General features: G+C 64.5%; 16 protein-coding genes. 2 read left to right on the forward strand and 14 right to left on the reverse strand.

Annotation, left to right across the window (positions count from 1 at the left end; all coding sequences use genetic code 11):
* Positions 1-2 precede the first annotated feature (2 nt).
* The 6 genes from GOX53_RS23060 to GOX53_RS23085 all read right to left on the reverse strand — a co-directional run bounded on the left by GOX53_RS23060 (position 3) and on the right by GOX53_RS23085 (position 6859).
* Positions 3-1295: a GNAT family N-acetyltransferase gene (locus tag GOX53_RS23060; RefSeq protein ID WP_171180589.1), complete on the reverse strand. Its 1293-nt coding sequence runs from the start codon at positions 1293-1295 to the stop codon at positions 3-5.
* A 7-nt stretch (positions 1296-1302) separates the two neighbouring features.
* Positions 1303-1689, reverse strand: coding sequence for an adenosylmethionine decarboxylase (gene speD, locus GOX53_RS23065; RefSeq protein WP_171180591.1), 387 nt, complete (start codon positions 1687-1689; stop codon positions 1303-1305).
* Between the two features lie 465 nt (positions 1690-2154).
* Positions 2155-4362 carry a catalase/peroxidase HPI gene (gene katG, locus GOX53_RS23070; protein ID WP_171180594.1) on the reverse strand — a complete coding sequence of 736 codons (2208 nt, stop codon included), beginning with the start codon at positions 4360-4362 and terminating at the stop codon, positions 2155-2157.
* 364 nt (positions 4363-4726) lie between these two features.
* Positions 4727-5446 (reverse strand): hypothetical protein, encoded by a 720-nt coding sequence (locus GOX53_RS23075; protein WP_171180595.1) that lies wholly within the window; start codon positions 5444-5446, stop codon positions 4727-4729.
* Positions 5447-5485: 39 nt separating this feature from the next.
* Positions 5486-6265, reverse strand: coding sequence for a hypothetical protein (locus GOX53_RS23080; RefSeq protein WP_171180597.1), 780 nt, complete (start codon positions 6263-6265; stop codon positions 5486-5488).
* Positions 6266-6307: 42 nt separating this feature from the next.
* A complete protein-coding gene (locus GOX53_RS23085; protein WP_171180598.1) occupies positions 6308-6859 on the reverse strand; it encodes a hypothetical protein in 552 nt (183 codons plus the stop codon).
* Positions 6860-7193: 334 nt separating this feature from the next.
* Here GOX53_RS23085 and GOX53_RS23090 point away from each other — a divergent pair, with 334 nt between their 5' ends.
* Both GOX53_RS23090 and GOX53_RS23095 read left to right on the forward strand, forming a co-directional pair.
* Positions 7194-7982, forward strand: a complete 789-nt coding sequence (locus GOX53_RS23090) for an alpha/beta fold hydrolase (RefSeq protein WP_171180600.1) — start codon at positions 7194-7196, stop codon at positions 7980-7982.
* Positions 7948-13239 carry a type I polyketide synthase gene (locus GOX53_RS23095; RefSeq protein WP_171180602.1) on the forward strand — a complete coding sequence of 1764 codons (5292 nt, stop codon included), beginning with the start codon at positions 7948-7950 and terminating at the stop codon, positions 13237-13239. The genes GOX53_RS23090 and GOX53_RS23095 overlap by 35 nt, the downstream gene beginning before the upstream one ends.
* On the opposite strand, the gene GOX53_RS23100 is transcribed toward GOX53_RS23095, so the two are convergent.
* From GOX53_RS23100 to GOX53_RS23135, 8 genes are all read right to left on the reverse strand, one after another.
* Positions 13232-14023, reverse strand: a complete 792-nt coding sequence (locus GOX53_RS23100) for a hypothetical protein (protein WP_171180604.1) — start codon at positions 14021-14023, stop codon at positions 13232-13234. The two genes, GOX53_RS23095 and GOX53_RS23100, sit on opposite strands and share 8 nt — an antisense overlap.
* A 54-nt stretch (positions 14024-14077) precedes the next feature.
* A complete protein-coding gene (locus GOX53_RS23105) occupies positions 14078-15193 on the reverse strand; it encodes a radical SAM protein (protein WP_171180606.1) in 1116 nt (371 codons plus the stop codon).
* Positions 15194-15282: 89 nt separating this feature from the next.
* Positions 15283-16140 (reverse strand): fumarylacetoacetate hydrolase family protein, encoded by an 858-nt coding sequence (locus tag GOX53_RS23110; RefSeq protein WP_171180608.1) that lies wholly within the window; start codon positions 16138-16140, stop codon positions 15283-15285.
* Between the two features lie 68 nt (positions 16141-16208).
* Positions 16209-17153, reverse strand: coding sequence for an ABC transporter substrate-binding protein (locus GOX53_RS23115; protein WP_171180610.1), 945 nt, complete (start codon positions 17151-17153; stop codon positions 16209-16211).
* 80 nt (positions 17154-17233) lie between these two features.
* Positions 17234-18241, reverse strand: coding sequence for an ABC transporter permease (locus GOX53_RS23120; protein WP_171180611.1), 1008 nt, complete (start codon positions 18239-18241; stop codon positions 17234-17236).
* 3 nt (positions 18242-18244) lie between these two features.
* Positions 18245-19765, reverse strand: a complete 1521-nt coding sequence (locus GOX53_RS23125; protein ID WP_171180613.1) for a sugar ABC transporter ATP-binding protein — start codon at positions 19763-19765, stop codon at positions 18245-18247.
* An 18-nt stretch (positions 19766-19783) separates the two neighbouring features.
* On the reverse strand, positions 19784-20527 hold the full coding sequence (locus GOX53_RS23130; RefSeq protein ID WP_171180636.1) for an SDR family oxidoreductase: 744 nt from the start codon (positions 20525-20527) through the stop codon (positions 19784-19786).
* Positions 20527-22053 (reverse strand): altronate dehydratase family protein, encoded by a 1527-nt coding sequence (locus GOX53_RS23135; RefSeq protein ID WP_171180615.1) that lies wholly within the window; start codon positions 22051-22053, stop codon positions 20527-20529. The genes GOX53_RS23130 and GOX53_RS23135 overlap by 1 nt, the downstream gene beginning before the upstream one ends.
* Between the last annotated feature and the right edge of the window lie 22 nt (positions 22054-22075).

Genomic DNA, 22075 nt, shown 5'->3' on the forward strand with positions numbered 1-22075 from the left:
TTTCATTTCTGGGTCAGGTCGCAGGTCCACCAGTCCTGGTGCAGCCCGGTTCCGTAGTAGTCCTTGAGGTCGCCGCAGCGGCGAAAGCCCTGCGTTTCCAGCGTGGCGCTGTTGGCCGCCGACAGGTCGGACGGGATGGCCAGAACCGCCATGCGGAATTTCTGAGTGCGTGCTTGCGTCAGTTGCTGCTCCATACCGGTCAGCCCGCCGGGGGTTTCGGTCCAATGCAGCCCGGCCACGTCCAGGGTCTCGGCGGCCTTGTGCAGTTCGGTGATGGCCAGCCCGGTGGATTGGCCCGGTTCCGGCGCGGGGGTGGCGGGTGCCTCGGGGTTGTCCAGCCCGTAGATGATCTTGGCCTCGCGGGGCCCGTGATAGGCGGGCACGGTCAGTTCGACGCTGGCGCCGAATTCTTCGTAGAGCTCGTGGGCGCTGGCATAGATCTTTTTGCCGAATTCCTCGTAGTCGCTGGTCTCGATAAAGATCTTGCGGATGCCCTTCTTTGCCAGCTTGCCCAGGAGGTCGTTGAGCATCTGCCCGCCCAGCCCCTTGCCGGTCTGCGCCTCGTCCAGATAGGTCCAGGACAGCCAGGCGAGATCGGGCACCTGCTCGTCGAGGCCGAAGCCGATCACGCCCAGCACTTCGCCCCGGTCCTGCAGGACGAACATGTTGTCCATGCCGTCGTCCAGAAAGGTGCCTTCGGCCTCGACGGCGTCGTCCTCATCGGTCTGCCCGATGATCTCGATGACGCGCGTGGTGTGGCGCCATTCCATGGGTTTCAGCGACGGGCCCTTAGTGCCGAACAGTGAGCCGAACATGGCAAACCCTCCTCCGATGGCGGCGGCTGTGATGTGGGTGAAGACGGCGATCTGAGGCCGCAGAAAGAGGGCCTCGGCGGTCAGCGCCAGCGCGATCAGGACGACCGTGTAACCACGCCGGTCGGGCGGGGTCGAGGCGAGGATTCCATGGGCCGCCAGCCCGTAAGCAATTGCGGAAAGGCCGACGAAGCCAGGGCCCGCCAGTGTGAGTTCCGCCACCGTGCCCAAGATCGCGCAGAGCGCGGCCAGCAGCGCGGTTCCGGCCGGTCCGATGCGCGGTTCGGTCAGCGCGCCGCCGATGCCGATCAGCAGGCAGTTGAGCGCCAGATGCCCGGCATTGCCGTGCCGGAAGACGCCGATCAGGTGATCGGCCAGGGATGTGACGCTGCCCGCGCCCCGCGCAGGCCCCCAGACCGCATAGACCGCGATCCCGAGGAGGATGAGTGATACCGTGACCTGACATCTCGATAGCTCTCTCATTCCCCGTTCAGAAACCCGCGGCGAGCCGGCGCTCGGGCTGACCGAGCAGGCCGCGCGAGATCACCTGCACATCCGTCCGGGCGGGGGCGAAATAGGATTCCAGCACCTTGAGGCTGGCCTGCGGGTTGGCGTCGCCGCACATGAAGATGTCGATGGCGGCATAGTCGTGTTCCGGCCAAGTGTGCACCGAGATATGGGACTCGGCCAGCAGAGCAACGCCGGTAAAGCCCGCGCGGTCGCCGAAATCGTGGGTGTTGACCTCAAGCAGGGTGGCGCCGGCGGCATGAGCGGCACGGGTCAGGGCGTCTTTTGCTGGCGTCGGATCGTAGAGAGCGCTGGCGTCGAATAATTCAGCTATTAAGTGCAATCCCAACGGGGATGGAGAGCTATACATGCGAACCCGGCTTCTCGGTAACGGTACTGATATGGGAACGCTGATAACAGACTGGTTTGGCGGGGCAATGCGGAAGTTTCGGGATGAGACGCGCGCGTGTGGCCTGTGGCAGAAATGCACAACCTTACCGTGAGTCACTCTGGTTTCGGACCATCGTTTTCCGTGCCGTCAAGCGCTCAGCAGAGGGCCGCGCCCTCCCTCGGGTGGGCGCATGCTCGGCACGTGGTCAGCGGTTTATCTCGAAAGCTCCGGGCGACGGATGGGCGGTGCACTACTTCGCCAATGCGCCCTCCCGTGCGGGAGGGAGGGCGCGGCCCGGCGGCACTGCGTGCCTTTGTTCCGGGCCATGGGGTCAGATATGAAAACGGGCTGCGCGATCCTGACGTGAGGGCGCGCGCGCGCCGTGTTCCGAACAAAAAAAGCGCGACCCCGTCGGGCCGCGCCTTGGTCATTGCTTCACTACGATCAGGCCAGATCGAAGCGGTCCGCGTTCATGACCTTGGTCCAGGCGGCCACGAAGTCCCGCACGAACGCCTCTTTCGAGTCGTCCTGGGCGTAGACCTCGGACAGCGCCCGCAGCTGCGAGTTGGAGCCGAACACCAGGTCCACACGGGTCGCGGTCCACTTGACCTCGCCGGTGGCGCGGTCGCGGCCTTCGAACACATCGGCGTCGTCCGAGACCGGTTTCCACTCGGTGCCCATGTCCAGCAGGTTGACGAAGAAGTCGGTGCTGAGCGTGTCGGACTGGGTGGTGAGGACACCATGCGCAGACCCGTCATGGTTGGCGCCCAGCATGCGCAGACCGCCGATCAGCACCGTCATCTCGGGCGCGGTCAGGGTCAGCAGTTGCGCGCGGTCGACCAGCAACTCCTCGGCCGAGACGGCGAACTGGGCCCGCTGGTAGTTGCGGAACCCGTCCGCTGCCGGCTCCATCACGTCGAAGTTCTCGATATCGGTCTGATCCTGCGACGCATCCGTGCGGCCCGGGGCAAACGGCACTTCGGTCGCGTGACCCGCGTTCTTGGCGGCCTGCTCGACCGCCGCCGAACCCGCCAGCACGATCAGGTCGGCCAGCGAGACCTTCTTGCCGGATTGCGCGCCGTTGAACTCGGCCTGAATGCCTTCGAGCACGCCCAGAACCTTGGCCAGCTGATCGGGCTGGTTCACGGCCCAGTCCTTTTGCGGGGCCAGACGGATGCGCGCGCCATTGGCGCCGCCGCGATTGTCCGAGCCTCGGAAGGTTGAGGCCGAGGCCCAGGCGGTCGAGACCAGCTCCGACACCGACAGTCCCGAGGCCAGTACCTTGGCCTTGAGATCGGCGATGTCGCCTGCGTCGATCAGCTCGTGATCCACCGGCGGCAGCGGGTCCTGCCAGATCAGGTCTTCGGCGGGAACCTCGGAGCCGACATAGCGGGATTTCGGCCCCATGTCGCGGTGGGTCAGCTTGAACCAAGCGCGGGCGAAGGCATCGGCGAACTCGTCGGGGTTCTCATGGTACCGCTTGGAGATCGGGCCATAGATCGGGTCCATGCGCATCGCCATGTCGGCAGTGGTCATCATGGTCTTGACCTTCTTCGACGGGTCGTGCGCCACCGGGGCCATGTCCTCTTCCTTGACGTCCACCGGCTCCCAGATCCAGGCGCCTGCCGGGCTTTTGGTCACGTTCCAGTCATAGCCGAACAGCAGATCGAAATAGCCGTTGTCCCACTGGGTCGGGTTGGCGGTCCAGGCGCCTTCGATGCCGCTGGTCGTGGTGTCGTCGCCCTTGCCGCTGCCATGGGCGTTGATCCAGCCCAGGCCCATGGCCTCGATCGGGGCGCCTTCGGGTTCGGGGCCCACCAGTTCGGGATTGCCCGCGCCATGCGCCTTGCCGAAGGTGTGCCCGCCGGCCACCAGCGCCACGGTGTCTTCGTCGTTCATGCCCATGCGGCCGAAGGTGTCGCGGATGTCGCGGCCCGAGGCCAGGATGTCAGGCTCACCATTCGGCCCTTCTGGGTTCACGTAGATCAGGCCCATCTGCACGGCGGCCAGCGGGTTTTCCAGATCGCGCTCGCCGCTGTAGCGGGCGTCGCCCAGCCAGGTATCCTCGGCGCCCCAATAGATGTCTTCCTCGGGCTCCCACACGTCGGCGCGGCCACCGGAGAAGCCAGCGGTCTTGCCGCCCATCGATTCAATGGCGCAGTTGCCCGCCAGGATGATCAGGTCGGCCCACGAAATCTGATTGCCGTATTTCTGCTTGATCGGCCACAGCAGGCGGCGCGCCTTGTCGAGGTTGCCGTTGTCGGGCCATGAGTTCAGCGGTGCAAAGCGCTGCGTCCCGGTCGAGCCGCCGCCGCGTCCGTCGCCGGTGCGGTAAGTGCCGGCGCTGTGCCATGCCATGCGGATGAAGAGCCCGCCGTAATGGCCGTAATCCGCCGGCCACCAATCCTGCGAATCGGTCATCAGCGCATAGAGGTCCTCTTTCAGCGCCTTCAGGTCGAGTTTCTTGAACTCATCGGCGTAGTTGAACCCGTCGCCCATCGGGTCGGACAGGTTCGAGTTCTGGTGCAGAATCCTCAGGTTCAGCTGGTTCGGCCACCAGTCGCGGTTCGACCGGACACCCGAGACCGTGTTCCGCGCGGTTCCGTGCATCACCGGGCAACCGCCTGATTTGTCGATATCATTTCCGTCCATAGTGCTCTCCGATCATGGCTGAGTTGGCTGAATGGGTTGAGTATTTAAAAGACGTCAGACCGGATCGTGACCGATCCGGCGACCCGGGCTGGGCGGTTCTGCGCCCGTTCTGTGCACGTGCTGTGCAACCCCTATGGGTCGTGGCATCGGCCGGTCCTCATCTTCGCTGACCCAAAGGTAGCGAATGCGGGCCATTAGTATAAGTTTTGTTTTCTAATGGCTGCGATAGGATCGGATTATGAAGGCGTGCTTATTGGGCGCTGTCCGTTTTTTGGCCCCGGAAGCGGGTGTTTCAGCGCAAACGACCGCCGCTCGCTGAGCGGAGATCTGCGCCTCTGGGCCCCTTCTGCCGGAATGCACCAGCCTAGCAGCAGCCGCATTTGCAGCCCGATACGTAGCTGTCGCAGTGATTGGGCAGTACGGCGACGGCGACCAGAACCGGGCGCGAGATGCATCCGTCGGCGCTGACGCGGGCATAAGCGACCTCGCAGTGATCGACATCGGTGGCGCGGTCTTGGTTCTGCCCGGTGTCGTCGGGGCTGTCGGGTTTGCCATTGCAGAAGGCCGCGCAGTCGACCTGAACCGCCAGCTGCACGGTTTTCTCGCCACAGGGGCCGAGTTTGAACTTGGTCTCGGACAGGGATGCGGTCCAGTTCAGATCACGCCCGCTGGCGGTGGTGAAGCCGCTGAGCGACAGCGTCACCTCGCGGTCGCGGCGGGTGTCGTTGCAGAAGGTCAGCGAAATCAGGCGGCGTTCGAGGCAACGCGCCTCGATCACCACATCGGCGTCGCAGATGCAGCACTCGCAGCAGCTGTCGTAGCCGCAGCAATGGTCATGGTGGCAGTCGCAGTCATAGTCGCACCCGCAGTCATGCGGATGGTAGCGGCCCCGCGCATGCGGCTTGCGGTGCGGCACGCCATAGAGGCGGTCGGTGTAGTCCTGTATCTGCGCATAGCCCTCGCGGATGTTGCACAGGTAGTCGTCGATATTCATCATCCGCATGCCGCCGGTCTGGTAGCTGTAGCCATAAAAAACCTCTGGCGCAGCGGACCGCCGGGGGTGTCTTGTCTTCACGCCGTGCATAATGCTCTCTCCCAATCCTTCGTCCTTTTGCGTCGCGCGTCACACCGCGAGGACACGTATCGTCACTGTTTCGGACACGATCTGAATGCTTGCGGTTGCGGGCACCCGTTTGGGTGTCTTGCTGGGTATCTGAAAGGTAAATTTCGCGCTGACCGAGGCGCCGGGGTCGATGGTCAGCGCATCGTTGGTGACCCGCAGGGGGGCAAAGCTGGCCAGCTCGGCCTTGTAGCTCTTGGCGAAGGCCGCCGCGATCTCGTCCAGCGTGCAATCGGCCTCTCCCAGCGCCTTCAGCGCCGCCCGTGGCGCCCGGCAATGCAGCATGTCGATATCGAGCTGCACAGCGCCCACGGCCGGCACGTTGACGGGCACATTGCCATGGTTCTGGAAGAACAGGAGCTTTTCGAATTTCGCACCCGGCTTGCCTTCGAGGAAGATCTCGGAGGGCTGGATTTCCAGATCCACAACCTCGGTCACCACCAGTTCGACCGGGTGGGTCTTGCCCTCAAGCGCCAGATCCAGCGCGTAAGTACCCGGTGCGGCGTTGCGGTTCAGCGCGAGGTTCAGGGCGACCTCTTTGGACGCATTCGGGCGCACGGTCACGCGGGGCAGGTCGATGGCCAGCGCCGGTTCTGGATCGGCTGGCTGGCCTTTCTTGGGCTTGGCGCGGCGTTCGGTCAGCCGCAGGTCGCGCAGGGTCTTCTTGTCGGCGCCCGGATTGCGCAGGCACAGCCTGCCCTGCACAAAGCCCGGCTCACCCACCAGAACCAGAGGTGCCGCGACTTCGAGCCCGGTGGCTGCCTCTTTCTTTGCTGGTGCCATGACGCCTGCCTTTCCCGCTGATGCGCCGAGAGTGTTGTCAGGTTACTTGATGCGGATCTTTACCCCGCCCGAACCTTTGGGCTGCGGTTTGGTGGAATGTGGTTTTGCCTGACTCTGTGGCGGCAACTGGACCGAGGGCCGGAACGGCAGTTCCTCGAACACCTGCTTGGCCTCGCCGCTATAGGTGACGCCGTAATACTCGACGCCGAAATAGGTCACGCCGATATGGTGGTGATACGGCTGGCGGATGATGCCAGTGGGCAGCTTGCCCAGATTGACCGTGGTGCACAGATCCAGCGCTACCGGCTTGATGTCCACCGACAGCGGCTTGATCTCGACCGTCAGCGCGCTTTTGTTGTCGGTGACGATGGGTTCGGAAATCTTGAAGTCCTGCAGGCTTTCCGTCTTGATCGGATCGCCGCCCTCAAGCTTGGTTTCGGTCTTGATCGGGTCACCGCCTTCGAGCGTGACGCCGATATCGTCGAGACCGTTGATGGTGACATCCGCGTCCGTATCCGAGTCGATGGTGATCGGGCCGTTGTTCACGTTCACCGTGCTGCGGCTGCTGCCACCTTTGCCTCCCCCTCCGGGCATGGCTGACCTCCCCTTGGCTGGCGGTGCGGACCCCGGAAAATCAGGAACCAATACCTGAGGGCGCACCGGTTGCCGCGCATGTCGCGGCGCGTCAGGACAATGGCGAAACCATAGCAGAAACGGCCTGAATCTTCATCACCTATCGGGTTTGCGGCCCCGGCCGGACGGGGATCGGGCGAATTGGGGGCGTGTCGCAGTCAGCCGCCCTCCCCGGCAGAAATGTGCAAAGCGTGCTAAAATATGGGCAGAGGGACACTCGGCATTATTCTTGCGGCTCTCCTGCGGATCAGCGGACAGGAGAGGCTAATTCATTGACGGTGAAGGGTTCTTTGGCGTGGACAGGTCATTCGAGATTTCCATCAGCGCCCCGGATGCGGGCCTGGTCGATGACGCCCCCCGCCTGATCTGTTTTCCACATGCGGGCGGCAGCGCCGACAAGTTCCAGAAGTGGGTCGGCGAGTTTTCGCCGCATATCGACGTGCGTGCGGTCACATTGCCGGGCCGGGGCGGTCTGACCGGGCATCCGCCGATTACCGCATGGGACGGGTTGGTTCAGGCGGTTGCCGAGCGGATTTTGCTGCTGGCGGACAGGCCCTATGCCCTGTTTGGCCACAGCTTTGGCGCGCTTCTGGCCTATGAGGCGGCGCGCGCGATGCAGCGGCTGGGGCAATCACCAGCGCTTTTGGCCGTGGCCGGACGGGCACCGCAATGCGCCATGTCTGGACCGGGGCTCTCAGACCTGCCGGATGAGGCATTTCTGGCCGAACTGGCGGCCATGAACGGCACGCCGGACGAGGTGCTGGCGAACCAAGCGTTGACGGATCGACTGTTGCCCGCGATCCGCGCAGATTTTGCTCTGCTCGAGGGCTATGACACGGGTGCAGCGACGGCGCATGACCCGCTGGCCTGCCCGATCCTGGCGCTGGGGTCGGATCGTGACCCGCAGGTGTCGTTCCGCGAGATCATCGAATGGCGCCACCGGACCGGCACGTCGTTCGATTGCCGTATCTTTGCCGGTGACCACTTCTTTCCTTTCACCAACCCGGGCTTTGCGGACGCATTGTTCGACTACATCGACGGGGCGCTGAATGAACAAGGCACGTATTTCGAACAGGCCGGATGACGGCGCGATTGCCATTATCGGCATGCAGGGGCGGTTTCCGGGGGCGGCCGATGTCGAGACCCTGTGGACCAACCTGAAAAACGGTGTCGAGGCGGTCAGCACCCTGACCGAAGAACAGATGCAGGGCGCGGGCGTTCCCAAAGACGTCTATTCGCTGCCCAACTACGTGAAGGCGGCCACGATCCTCGACGATGTGGACAAGTTCGATGCCGAGTTCTTTGGCTTCAGCCCGCGTGATGCCGAGCTGACCGACCCGCAGCACCGGCTGTTTCTGGAATGCGCGTGGCACAGTCTTGAGGATGCGGGCTACGTCCCCAACACTTACGAGGGCGATATCGGCGTGTTCGGCGGCTGCGAACTGAGCGGGTATCTGTATCTGATCAACCGCAATCTGGACCGGCTGGGATTCCTTGACGGGATGCAGCTGATGATCACCAACGACAAGGACTACATGGCCACGCAGGTCGCCTACAAGCTGAACCTGACCGGGCCTGCGATCACGGTGCAGACCTCCTGTTCGACCTCGCTGGTGGCGATCTGTCTGGCCTGTCAGAGCCTGATCGAGGGCAGTTGCGACATCGCGCTGGCCGGGGGGGTCACGGTCAAGGTGCCGCAGCGGCGGGGGTATCTGTTCACGCCCGGGGGAATTCTGTCTCCGGACGGTCACTGCCGCCCCTTCGATGCGGCCGCGCAGGGCACCATCGTCGGCAGTGGCGTGGGCTTGGTGGTGCTGAAACGGTTGAACGCGGCGCTGCGCGACGGGGACCGGATCAGGGCGGTGATCCGCGGTTTCGGGCACAACAATGACGGCGCGAACAAGGTCAGCTATGCCGCGCCCAGCGCCGAGGGGCAGGCCCGCGCCATCGAAACCGCCTATGAGATGGCCGGGGTCGAGCCCCGCAGCGTCGGCTATATCGAGGCGCACGGAACCGCCACCATGCTGGGCGATCCCATCGAGGTGTCGGCGCTGACACGGGTGTTTCGCAAGCAGACGCCGGACCGTCAGTTCTGTGCCTTGGGTTCGATCAAGGGCAACGTGGGTCATCTGAGCTGTGCCGCCGGGGCCGCCGGGCTGATCAAGGCGGCACTGGTGGTCGAGCGGGGAGAGATCCCGCCGAATGCGCATTTCAACGTGCCCGCGCCGGGGATCGATTTCGCCTCGGGCCCCTTTTACGTGAACCGCGATCTGACGTTCTGGAACGGCAATGGCGGGCCGCGCCGGGCGGGCGTCAGCTCGTTCGGGGTGGGCGGCACCAATGCGCATGTCATTCTGGAGGAGCCGCCGCGGCAGGCAGGCAGCGGGCCGGGCCGCAAACGGCAGTTGCTGGTGATGTCGGCTCGCAGCAAGGCGGCGCTGGAGCGGCTGTCGCAGGTCTATGCGCGCCGGATGCTGGGGGCGACGGGCACTGAGTTTGCCGATATCGCCTATACCGCCCGGATCGGGCGTGCACGTTTTGCGCATCGGCGGTTCGTGGTGGGGGACAGTGACAACCCAGCGGGCACAGCGCTGGCTTTGTTGTCGCGAAACCCCGACCGGCTGCGCACGTTCCAGTCGGCGGGTGAGGACCGTCCTGTGGTCTTCATGTTCTCGGGCCAGGGCGCGCAGTATCCGGGCATGGGGCGTGATCTTTATGCGCAGGAGCCGGTGTTCCGCGACGCCTTCGACACTTGCCGCAAGGCGTTCCGCGGGGAAACGGGTGTGGACCTGAAGCCGATCGTGTTTCCCGCCAAGAGCAGGGCCAAAGAGGTGGCGGAGAAACTGAGGCAGACCGAGATCACTCAGCCCGCGCTGTTCTCGGTCGAGTATGCGCTGGCCCAGCTTTGGATGTCGTGGGGGGTGACGCCGCAGGCGATGATCGGGCACAGCATCGGCGAATATGTGGCCGCCACGCTGGCCGGAGTAATGTCTTTGCCGGATGCGGCCAGGCTGGTGGCGCGGCGCGGGGCGCTGATGGCGTCCTGCCCGCGCGGCACGATGCTGGCCATCCCGAAGCGTGAGACGGATGTGCGCCCGCTGCTCCCGCCCGACATCGCCGTGGCCGCCGTGAACGCGCCGGGCATGACGGTGGTTGCGGGGCCGACGCCTTCGGTCGAGCGGCTGGTGGAGCGGCTGGAAAAGCAGCGGATCGTGCCGACGCGGCTCAGGACCTCGCACGCATTTCACTCGGCGATGATGGACCCGATCCTCGACCCGTTCATCGACGCCTTCGAGGGGATCACGCTGAATGCGCCTACCATCGACGTGATCTCGAACCTGACCGGAGAGGTTCTGACCGCCGAGGCCGCCACCGATCCGGCCTATTGGGCGCTGCACCTGCGCAGCACGGTGCGCTTTGCCGATTGCGTGCGGACCTGCCTGAAGACGCCCGAGGCCGTGCTGCTTGAGGTCGGGCCGGGGCGCAGCCTGTGCAATCTGGCCGGGCTGCAGGTGGGATCGGCGGGGGAGAATGCGGTGCTGGCCTCGATGGACAGCAAAGCCGGCAAGGTGGATGAGGGCGATCTGCTGACGGAGTGTCTGGGCCAGCTCTGGGCCCATGGCGCGCGGATCGACTGGGACAGGTTTCATGCCGGTGAGGTCCGGCGCCGGGTCAGCCTGCCGGGATACCCGTTCGAGCGCGACAGCTATTGGGTGGACGGCGCCGAGGACCCCAGCATTCCCGCCGCCGCAGCCCGTCAGGCGATGGCGCACTGGGCCTATCTGCCGAAGTGGAAAGCCGCCGATCTGCCGGACGACCTGCCCGCCCTGCCCAAGGGCGCGCGGGTACTGATCCTGAGCGACAATGGTCCGGCTGCCGCCGGGCTGGAGACTGGTTTGCGCGAGGATGGGGTGCACACGGTCATGGTGCGGAGCGGGAAACGGTTTACTGCGCGCAGTGACCGGGGGTTTACCCTGAACCCGAGTAATCCCAAGCATATCACCCGCCTATTCGAGGCTATTGCGGAGACCGATCAGCCGCTTACGCATGTGGTCTGCCTGTGGCCGCTTGCCGCGCGCGACCCCGAGGATGCAGCTCTGATGATGCAGCGCCTTTCTGTGGCGTTGTCCAGAACCAACGGGCTGACCAAGGTGCGGATGCTCTGCGTCACGCGCCAGAGCCAGCCGGGGCGGGCGGATGGGACCAAGGAGGCAGCGGTCTCGCCCGTGCTGGCGCTGACGAAAGTGATCAATCAGGAGTTTTCGAATCTGCGCGGCACTTGCCTCGATATGGCGGCGTCCGATCTGACCAAACCCCGGGCAGCGCAATGCGCGGGGATCTTGCGCAACGAGTTGCGCGCGCCGGGTTTTGCAGCCTCGGTCGCCTATATCGGTGGCAAGCGGCATGTTCTGGGGTTCGGACCCGCCCGCCTCGATCCGGTCGAGACCTGCCCGCTTCTGCGCCAACAAGGCGTCTATGTGGTCACCGGTGGGCTGGGCAATATCGGGCTGGCGGTGGCCGAAATGCTGGCCAGCCGCTATCGGGCGCGGCTTGTGCTTGTGGGGCGTTTAGGGTTCCCGGCTAAGGAGGAATGGCCGGATCTTGCGGTGAGCAAGGACGAGTTCGACGCCACCGCGAAACTGGCGCGGCGGTTGCTGGAGATCGACAAGGCAGGGCAGGTCATGACCGTTGCGGCGGATGTGGCCGATGCGGAGGCTCTGCGCGTGGCACTGGGGCGGGCTGAGGAGTTTGGGCCAATCAACGGTGTTTTCCATCTGGCCGGGAACGTGTCCGAGGGGTTTGGCCCGCTGAAAGATCTGACCGAGGCGGAGTTGCACCGGCAGTTCTTGCCCAAGATCGGCGGCGTGCAGGCATTGGCCGAGGCGCTTGCGGGGAAGGAGCCGGATTTCGTGATGCTGGGCTCGTCGCTGTCGGCGGTGCTGGGGGGCCTGAACCTTGGGTATTATGCGGCGGCGAACCAGTTCCTCGACAGTTTCGCAGCGTCGCAACGTCCAAAGTCAAAGACACGCTGGATGACGGTCAACTGGGATCAATGGGCCTTTGCCGGGCAGCAGCACGGTGAGAACGCGATCTCTCCGGCGCATGGGGCCGAGGCCTTGGAGCGGCTGATGTGCCTTGAGGCCGATCAGGTGGTGATCTCGACCACGCCGCTGAAAAAGCGGCTGGCGGAATGGGTGGATTTCACGGCGACGCCCGAGGCAACGGAGAAAGCCGCAGGCCACAGCCGGCCGAACCTGTCGAACCCGTTCGAGGCGCCGAAAAACGATATGGAGAAGATTCTGGCGGAGATCTGGGAGGATCTGCTGGGCCTCAGCCCCGTCGGCATCCACGACAAGTTCTTTGAGTTGGGCGGGCACTCGCTGCTGGCCATCGAGATGACGATGAAGATCGAGGAACAGCTGGGGCATGCTATGGAAGTCGGGCAGATCTTCGACACGCCGACGATTGCGGGTCTGGCGCCGCTGATCGAGGCCGAGGTGCAGAGCGGAACGGCCCCGAAGACACAACCCGCTGTACCCGCGCCGGAGCAACCCGAACCAGAGCTTGATCTGGACGGCACCAAGCAGAGTTTTCAGGACATGTATGACGGCGTCACCCGGCAGCTGGACGGCTCGGCCTTTGGGGCGTTCGCGCATTTCCTGAACTACGGATATGTGCTCAATGGCGCGCCGGAGGCGTCGTCGGTGCGGCTCGACGACAAGATGCTGAACCGCAACTCGGTCAAGCTGGCGCTGGAGGTGATCGGGGCCTATCCGGTCGCGGGCAAAACCCTGCTGGATGTCGGTTGCGGGCGCGGCGGGACGGCGCGGACGCTGGTCGAGTTCTTCGACCCGGAGGCGGTCACCGGGCTGGACTTGTCGGGCGCGGCCATCGAGTTCTGCCGCAAGACCCATACGGATGCGCGGCTGCGTTTCGTGCAGGGCGATGCCGAGGACCTGCCGTTTGACGACGCCAGCTTCGATGCGGTGACCAATATTGAATCCTCGCACACCTACCCCGCGATCCAGCGGTTCTATGCCTCGGTGAAACGGGTGCTGAAACCGGGCGGGCATTTCCTTTACACCGATCTCATGCCGGTAGGTAAAATGCACCAATGCATGGAGCTGTTGCGGGAGCTGGGGTTCGAACTGCAACAGGACCGGGACATCACGCCAAATGTCCTGCTGTCTTGCGATGAAATAGCGGCCTCGCGGCTTGGGGCGTTCGAGGGGGATCAGGCGGGGTGGAGCAACTTTCTGGCCGCGCCTGGATCGGCGGTTTACGAGTCGATGAAATCCGGCGAGTGGACCTATCGCATCCTGACGCTGACGGTTACGTGACCTCGATCTGCATCGAGATCAGCTGGTCGCGCCCATTGCCCAGCCCCACGATCACCAGCGCGCTGGAATAGGTGCTGCCCGCCTCATAAAGCTCGGCATCGAGCGGGACATGCACGGTGACGGTCTGCTTCTGACCGGGCGCGAGGTTCAAGAGGTCGGGAATGATGTCGACCATGGCGCCGTCCAGGCTGTTCCCGTCGGCGTCCAATATGGGCGTCGGGGACACCCGGGGGCTGACGCTGGTGGCCAGGCTGTTTTCCACGTCGAAACTGGTGGCGAGCGTTGATCCGGCCTCTCCCCGCAGGATCAGGCCGTTGCTCTGCTGCGGCTCTTCGACCGAGGGTTCTTTCAATCCCTTGTGTTGCAGGAAAAAGAACAGCTCATCGGTGTAGCGTTTGGAGAGAGCCTGCGCCGAGGCGGCGTATCGGATGGCGAGTTGCAGCCCTTCCTGCGCGATTTCCGCGCCGCGGGTTTCGGTGAACTCGCGGTATAGATCCGCCAGTTCGGGGCGATAGCCCTGTTCCGACAGCCGCTGATACTGCGCACCCGCATCGGTGTATTGCCGGGTGAAGGCGTCGTAGATGCTCTGGAGCTGGCGGTAGCTGTCTTCCATCGCGGCGTTGAGGTCGGGTTTCGGCGGCGGTGTGTGCGGGGGCATTTCCGGCGCCGCGGGCGCTTCGGTCGGCGGTGGCGTGGGTGCGGCTGTTTTGCGCGCCTTGGCCGCCGGGCGTTTGGCACGGGTTGTGGTCGTCTTTTTGGACTGCTTTCGTGGTGTCCGGGCCATGGGTGCCCCCCGTTGAATGGCTAAACGCAATACCGGCCAATAGTATATCAAACCTCAGGAAATCGCTACGGCGACGTCCTGTTCGCGGCGAAGCGCCGCCTGATGCCAGGTGCCCAAGAGGGCGATGAAACCCGCCAGATTGGCCGTGCTCGCGGCCTGCGCGCGCCCGTGCGTGGCGGCGGAAAGGCCCCGATGTAGCGCCAGCGTGCCGTAGCGCTCGGCGACCTGTTGGATCAGGGCGGGCTGGCTGTAGGCGAGCGATAGGTGCCGGGGTTCCCACACGGTGTTGAAGTACAGAACCGCGTCCAGCTCATCGGCAAATTCCAGCAGTTCGGGCAGTTCCTGCCAGTTGGTGGTCATCATGCAGGCGGAGATGCCGAACGACCGGCCATGGTGGCGGGAGTAATCCGCCATCCAGCGGGTATTGGCGATCACCGCGTCATAATCCGCGTTGCGGCGGATCGAGGCGTAGGTGGCGGGGTGCACGCTGTCGAGCGACACGCCCAGATGGAAATTTCCACGCTCCAGAAAGTCGTGGACGCGGTCGGAGAGGATCGAGGCGTTGGTCTGCACCATGATCTCGCACTCGGGGTTCAGGGCGATCAGACGGTCCCAGATCCGGTAGTAGAGCCGCATCAGAAAAGGCTCTCCGCCATAGAATGTTGTGCCTTCGAGATGGGGAATGAAGTCTTCGAGCTGGTTGACAAAGGCGGCGTCATAGACGTTCCGCTTGGCGGGCAGCCGGTCGCGATATCGGCGGATGCGCGAGGACAGATCGCCGTTGCACATGATGCATTCGAGGTTGCAGGTGTTGTGCAGCTCAAAGGAAAACGAGGTCGGATGGTCCGGATCGACCGACCAGCGGTCGGAGTGCTGCGCCACCACGGCGCCGTAGTTGCCGACCTCGATCTGAGAGCCGCAGCCGACACAGCCGCCGGAAAGATCGTTTGCCGCGATGCTCTGGCACAGGGAGTGGCGCGGCCGCCCCTGCCAGATCTCACGGATGGTGTTTTTGGGGTAGCGGCCCAGAACCGTCTCGCGGTTGTAGCAGCAGCTTGTCACCTTGCCGTCGGTGCCGAAGAACAGGCTGGTCGAGGGGCTGTAGCACAGGTGCTCACGCGGGCCGCACCGGCGTTGCAGGTTGTAGAGATATATCTGGAGGGCGTTCAACAGGTCCTCCCGTCCCGGGCCCCGTGCCGATGCAGCCTAGCACACTGGTGGGCTGTTGGCACGGGCAGGGCTTAGGGGACCCGCTGGCGTCAGTTGGCGCGGCGCACGGTCTGGGTCTGGACGCCGAGACCCTCGATCCCCAGCCGCATGACCTCGCCACCTTTCAGATAGACCGGCGGTTTTTGCCCCATTCCTACGCCGGGCGGGGTGCCGGTTGAGATGATGTCGCCGGGCTGAAGGCTCATGAATTGGCTGCAATAGGCGATCAGGTGCGGCACCTTGTAGACCATGGTGGCGGTCGATCCGTCCTGATAGCGGTGCCCGTCCACCTCAAGCCACATGGGCAGGGCATCATAGTCGCCCACCTCGTCCGGGGTGACCAGCCAGGGGCCGGTGGGGCCAAAGGTATCGTTGCCCTTGCCCTTGTCCCAGGTGCCCGCGCGGTTCAGTTGAAAGTCGCGTTCGGACACGTCGTTGACCACGCAGAAGCCCGCCACGTGGCCCAGTGCATCCGCCTCGTCGATGTAGCGGCCACCCTTGCCGATCACCACGCCCAGTTCGACCTCCCAATCGGTTTTTTCGGAGCCGCGCGGGATTTCGACGTCATCGTCGGGGCCGGTGATGGCCGAGGTCCATTTGCCGAAGATCACCGGCTCGGGCGGGATGTCCATGCCCGCCTCGGCGGCGTGATCGGCATAGTTGAGGCCGATGCAGATGAACTTGCCCACCTGACCGACGCAAGGCCCCAGCCGCAGGTCCTGTTGCGGGGCGCCGTCGACCACCGGCAGCGCCGCCGGATCCAGCGCGCTGAGCCGGGCGATGCTGTCGGGCAGCAGCGCCGCGCCCGCGATGTCGGGCACATGGGCCGACAGGTCGCGCACCTGTCCGTCGTCATCCAGCAATCCCGGTTTTTCGGCACCGGCGGGCCCGTAGCGCAGCAGTTTCATCCAGTCTGTCCCTGTTCATGAATCGGCCCGGCACACACCTGCCGGGCCAAGGGTTACCCTGCCTGCGTTCAATCGTACAGAACGGCGGCAATTTTAGGGTCGTCGATATTCGACGCATCGTAATAGTAGAAGCCGGTATCGATCAGCGCCGGGACCTCTTCGCCCTTCACCGCTGCCACGGCGGCCTTGACGGTTTCATAGCCGATGCCGACCGGGTTCTGCGTGATCGCGCCCGCCATCAGGCCGCTCTTGATCGCGTCCTTCTGGGCCTTGCCGCTGTCGTAGCCAATGATCGTCAGCCCGGTGGTGCCAAGCTCCTGCACGCCGTTCACCACGCCGATGGCCGAGCCCTCGTTGGTGCCGAAGATGCCCTTGAGGTCCGGATTCGCGGTCAGGATCGCCTTGGTGACCTCGGTCGATTTCAGATGGTCGCCCTGACCGTACTGGACCGTCACCACCTCGATATCGGGGTATTTCTCGGCGATGCGGTTCACGAACCCGTCGCGGCGGTCGATGCCGGTGCGGCTGGTCTGGTCGTGGGCAACAACGGCGACCTTTCCGGTGCCCCCGATCAGCTCAGCCATCTTGTCGGCGGCCAGCGATGCGGCGGCGAGGTTATCGGTGGTGGCGGTCGAGACGGGGATGTCGCTGTCGACGCCGCTGTCGAAGGCGATGACGGGAATGCCCGCGTCACTAGCCTGACGCAGCAGCGGGATCGCCGCCTGGCTGTCCAGCGCGGCAAAGCCGATGGCGGCAGGCTTGTTGGCCAGCGCGGCGGCCAGCATGTCGATCTGGCGGTCCACCATGGTCTCGTTATCGGGGCCTTCGAAGGTGATGCGGATCCCCATCTCGTCAGCGGCCTGTTCGGCGCCGAGCTTGACCGCCTGCCAGAACTGGTGCTGGAACCCTTTCGACACCAGCGGCACATAGAGATCCTCCGCCGAGGCGGTTGTGGCGGGGGCGGCCAGCGCCAATGCGCCAATGGCCCCCAAAATGAAACGACGTGAAAGCATTTCTTCTCCTCCTGTTGGATGCTCGGATCGGTTGCCTGCCGGTTCGGAACGTCCCCCGTTCTCTTGTTCAGTTGGCCCGTTCAATTGGTTTGTCGGCGGCGGACCATGTCCGCGTAGACCGCCAGAATGATGATCGCGCCGGTGACCACGGTCTGCCATTCCTGCGCCACGGACAGCACCCGCAGGCCGTTGGTCAGCACCGCCATGATCAGCGCGCCGATCAGGGTGCCCAGAATGGTGCCGCGCCCACCCGAGAGCGACGTGCCGCCGATCACCACGGCGGCAATCGCCTCAAGCTCGTATCCCAGCCCCAGCGCCGGTTGCGCCGAGTTCAGGCGCGAGGCGATCAAGATGCCGGCGATGCCGCAGATGCCGCCCGCCAGCGCGTAGATCCCCATCTTCCACGCGTCGGTGTTTACGCCCGAGAGGCGCACCGCCTCTTCGTTCGAGCCCAGCGCAAAGGTGTAGCGGCCCAGCACGGTGCGGCCCAGAATATAGGAGGCCGAGAGCGCCACCAGAAACAGGATCAGTACCCCGTTGGGGATGGGCAGCGCCGGGATGATCTCTCCGATCAGCGAACCGCGCGAGATCTGGTCGAAGCCGGGGGTGTCGTTGAAATAGATCGGGCGCGTGCCGGAAATGACCAGCGACAGCCCCTTGAGGATCAGCATCATGCCAAGGGTGGCGATAAAGGGCGGGATCTTCATCTTGGCCACGAATGTGCCTGAGCAAAGGCCGCAGAACGCGCCTGCCCCGATGGCTGCCGCCACGCCCAGCGGCAGGGGCATCCCGGCATAGGTCAGCACAACCCCGGCGATCACCGCGCAGAAGGTCATCAGCGTGCCCACCGACAGGTCGATGCCGCCGGTGATGATCACGAGTGTTGCCGCCACCGCCAGCACGCCATTCACGGATGTCGCCTGCAGGATGGCGATCATGTTCGAGGTTTGCATGAAATTCGGGGACGCGATGGAAAACCCGATCAGCAGCGCGATCAGGCTGGCGAAAGCCAGCAGTTTCTGATGCGCGCCGGTATCCACCAGATGCGAAAGCAGGGTCTTCGATTTGGTCTCGGTCGCCGATGTCATGGTTCAGGTCCCCGTCGGTTGCATCGCTGCCTCGCGTTGGGTCGCGAGTTTCATGATGTCTTCTTGTGTGGTCTCGGTTCCGCCCTGCAGGATGCCGGTCAGCCGCCCCTCGCACATCACCGCGATGCGGTGGCTGAGGCGCATGATCTCGGGCAGTTCGGATGAGATGACGATAATCGTCTTGCCCTGCGCGGCGAGTTCCTCGAGCAGCTTGTAGATCTCGGATTTCGCGCCCACGTCGATGCCGCGCGTGGGTTCGTCAAAGATCAGGATGTCGCAATCGCGCAGCAGCCATTTGGCGATCACCACCTTTTGCTGGTTGCCGCCTGAGAGCAGCCGGACCTCCTGCGTGTCCGACGGCGTGCGGATGCCGAGCTGACGGATATAGCCCTGCGCGGCATCCCGCATCGCGTCATCGTTCAGCGCGCCGCCGCGGCGGGTGAACCGGTGCATCGAGGCCAGCGCGATGTTGTCCCGCAAGCTCATGCCGGTGGCGAGGCCAAAATGTTTGCGATCCTCGGAGAGGTAGCCGATCCCGGCGCGCACCGCGTCGGACGGGCTGGCGATCGGGACGGCCTGGCCATGCACCCGGATGTCTCCGGCATCGCGCAAATCTGCGCCGAAGATGGCGCGGGCGACCTCGGTCCGGCCCGCACCCATCAGGCCGGCAAAGCCCAGGATCTCGCCCTTGCGGACCGAGAAACTGACATCGTGGATCTCGCGGCCCCGGGACAACCCCCGAACCTCAAGCGCGATCTCGGCCTGCGACAGGTCAGGGACATCCAGCGGGTCGTCCTTGACCTCGCGGCCCACCATCATGGCGATGATCTGGTTGATCGGCGTCGCGATGGCATCCACCGTACCCACATATTCGCCGTCCCGCATCACCGTGACGCGGTCGGCGATGCGTTTGAGCTCATCCATCTTGTGACTGATATAGACGATGCCCACACCTTCGGCGCGCAGGCGGCGGATGATCACGAACAGCTCGGCAATCTCGGCCTCGTTCAGCGCCGCCGTGGGTTCGTCCATGATCAGAACCTTCGAGCGGTAGGAGAGCGCCTTGGCGATCTCGACCATCTGCTGCCTGGCGATGGTCAGGCTGCCGACCGGCGCCTTTGGGTCGAGGGTCAGGTTCATCGGGGCGAAGATCTCGGCGGTCTGCGCATTCAGCGCCGCCTCGTCCAGCCGCCCGAAGCTTTTGCGCGGCTCGCGCCCGATAAAGATGTTCTGGGCCACGGTCAGGTCGTTCATCAGGCTGAGTTCCTGATGGATGATGCCGATGCCCAGATCCTGCGCCGCGCGCGGACTGTCGGGGCTGACGCTGCGCCCTTCGATCTGCAGATCACCGCCGTCGCGGCTGTAGATGCCGGACAGGATCTTCATCAGCGTCGACTTGCCAGCGCCATTCTCGCCCATCAGGGCGTGAACCTCTCCGGCCTCGAGATCGAACTGCACGTTCTTGAGCGCATGGACGCCCGGAAAGCGCTTTTCGATGCCGGTCATGCTGACGATGGGTGCCATCTCCTGTCCTCCGGCCCGTCAGATCGTCACGCCGCCATCGACCAGCATGGACTGGCCGGTGACGAAACGGCTTTCATCCGAGAGCAGGTAGATGACCATGGGCGTGATGTCCCCGACCTCGGCTAGGCGACCCATGGGTTGGCGGGCGATGAAGTCTTTTTCCGCCTGCACCGGGTCCGCCGCCGCCGCGATCCGCCCGCGCAAGGAGGGCGTGTCCACGGTGCCGGGGCACAGGCAGTTGCAGCGGATGCCTTGGGTGACGAAATCGGCGGCCACGCCCTTGGTCAGGCCGATCACCGCCGCCTTGGTGGTCCCGTAGGCGGTGCGGTTGACGAAGCCTTTGATCGAACTGGCCATCGAGGACATGTTCAGGATCGACGCGGTGCCGGTCTGTTCGGCGCGGCGCAGCATTCCGGGCAGCAGGGTCCGTGTCAGCCGCATCATCGAGGTGACATTCAGATCGAAGCTGAAGGCCCAGTCGTCGTCGGAAATCTCAAGAACCGTGCCGTGATGGACAAAGCCCGCCACGTTGAAGAGCCCGTCGAGATCCGGCAATTCGTCCGCCAGTGCCGCGACCGCCGCCGTATCGGTCACATCGAGATGCCGGGTTTCGATCCCGTCCGCCGCCAGCGCCTCCAACGCCTCGGTGTTCACATCCGTCGCGATCACCCGGGCCCCTTCGGCGGCGCAGGCCGTTGCACTGGCGAGGCCCATCCCCTGCCCCGCCGCGGTGATCAGGATGGTCTTGTCCTTCAGTCGCATCACATCACGGCTCCTATCTGCCACGGCACGAATTCCACGCCGCCGAACCCCAATTCCTCGCTTTTGGTCTGCTGGCCCGAGGCCACGCGGATCAGCATCTCGAACAGTTCTTCGCCCTTGGCCTCGATGCTGACCCCATCGGTCACGATGTCCCCGCAATTGAGGTCCATGTCGTCGGCCATCCGCCCGTACATCTCGGAATTCGTCGCCAGCTTGATGCAGGGGGTGGGCTGATAGCCCGAAACCGAGCCGCGCCCGGTGGTGAACACGATCAGGTTCGAGCCCGAGGCCACCTGTCCGGTCACCGAACAGGGATCGAAGCCGGGGCTATCCATGAACACGAACCCTTTTTTCTCGACGATCTCGCCGAACCGGTAGACATCGCGCAGCGGCGCCGTGCCGCCCTTGGCGACCGCGCCCAGCGATTTTTCCAGGATGGTGGTCAGGCCACCGCGCTTGTTGCCGGGGCTGGGGTTGTTGTCCATTTCGCCACCGTTGCGGGCGGTGTACTCCTCCCACCAGCAGATGCGTTCGATCAGTTTTTGGCCCACTTCGACCGTCTCGGCCCGGCGGGTCAGCAGGTGTTCGGCGCCGTAGATTTCCGAGGTTTCGGACAGGATCGTGGTGCCGCCATGCCGGACCAGCAGGTCGGAGGCAAAGCCCAGCGCGGGGTTTGCGGTGATGCCGGAATAGCCGTCCGAGCCGCCGCATTGCATGCCCACGGTGATCTGCGACACCGGGGCAGGTTTGCGTTTGGCGCTGTTGGCCAGCGCCGCGATCCCACGTAGCTTCTGCAAGCCGCGTTCGATGGTGCGTCGGGTGCCACCCTCGTTCTGTATGGTCATGTAGCGCAGGGCGCCGTCAGCGCGGATCGGGCGACCGCCGACCAGATCCGAGACCTGCATCACCTCGCAGCCGAGGCCGATCAGCAGGATACCTCCGAAATTGGGGTGCTGCGCGTAACCGGCCAGCGTGCGGAACAGGGTGGCATAGCCTTCGTCCCTGGCGGACATGCCGCAGCCAGTACCGTGCACGATGGGCACGATGCCATCCACGTTCGGGAAATCGTCCAGTAGGCCCGCACGCTCCGCCGCCTCAGCGACGAAACGCGCAACCGAGCCGGAGCAGTTCACCGAGGTCAGAATGCCGATGTAGTTGCGCGTGCCGACCCGCCCGTCGGCGCGGTGGAAGCCCTGAAAGGTGCGGTCGCTGTCGATGGTGGGCAGCGGAGTGTTCTGGCTGGCAAACCCGTAGTCCTGCTGATGCGCGCCCATGCCCAGATTGTGGACATGCACATGCTCTCCCGCCGCGATCTCGGCTTTGGCCTGCCCGATGATCTGACCGTATCGCAGCACGTTCTGCCCGGCCCCGATCGGCGCGCTGGCAATCTTGTGCCCCCGTGCGATGCCCGAGACCAGCGGAGCGGGAATCCCTGCCAGTTCCGCCCCCGCAGGCAGATCCCGTAGCGCAATCGCAACATTGTCGCGCGCATGCAGGCGGATGATGTCGCTTGCGGGGTCTGTCACGCTGGGCCTCCCTTGCCTGGCG

Origin of the sequence: Ruegeria sp. HKCCD8929, from assembly GCF_013031405.1 — a bacterium.
Classification (GTDB): Bacteria; Pseudomonadota; Alphaproteobacteria; order Rhodobacterales; family Rhodobacteraceae; genus Ruegeria.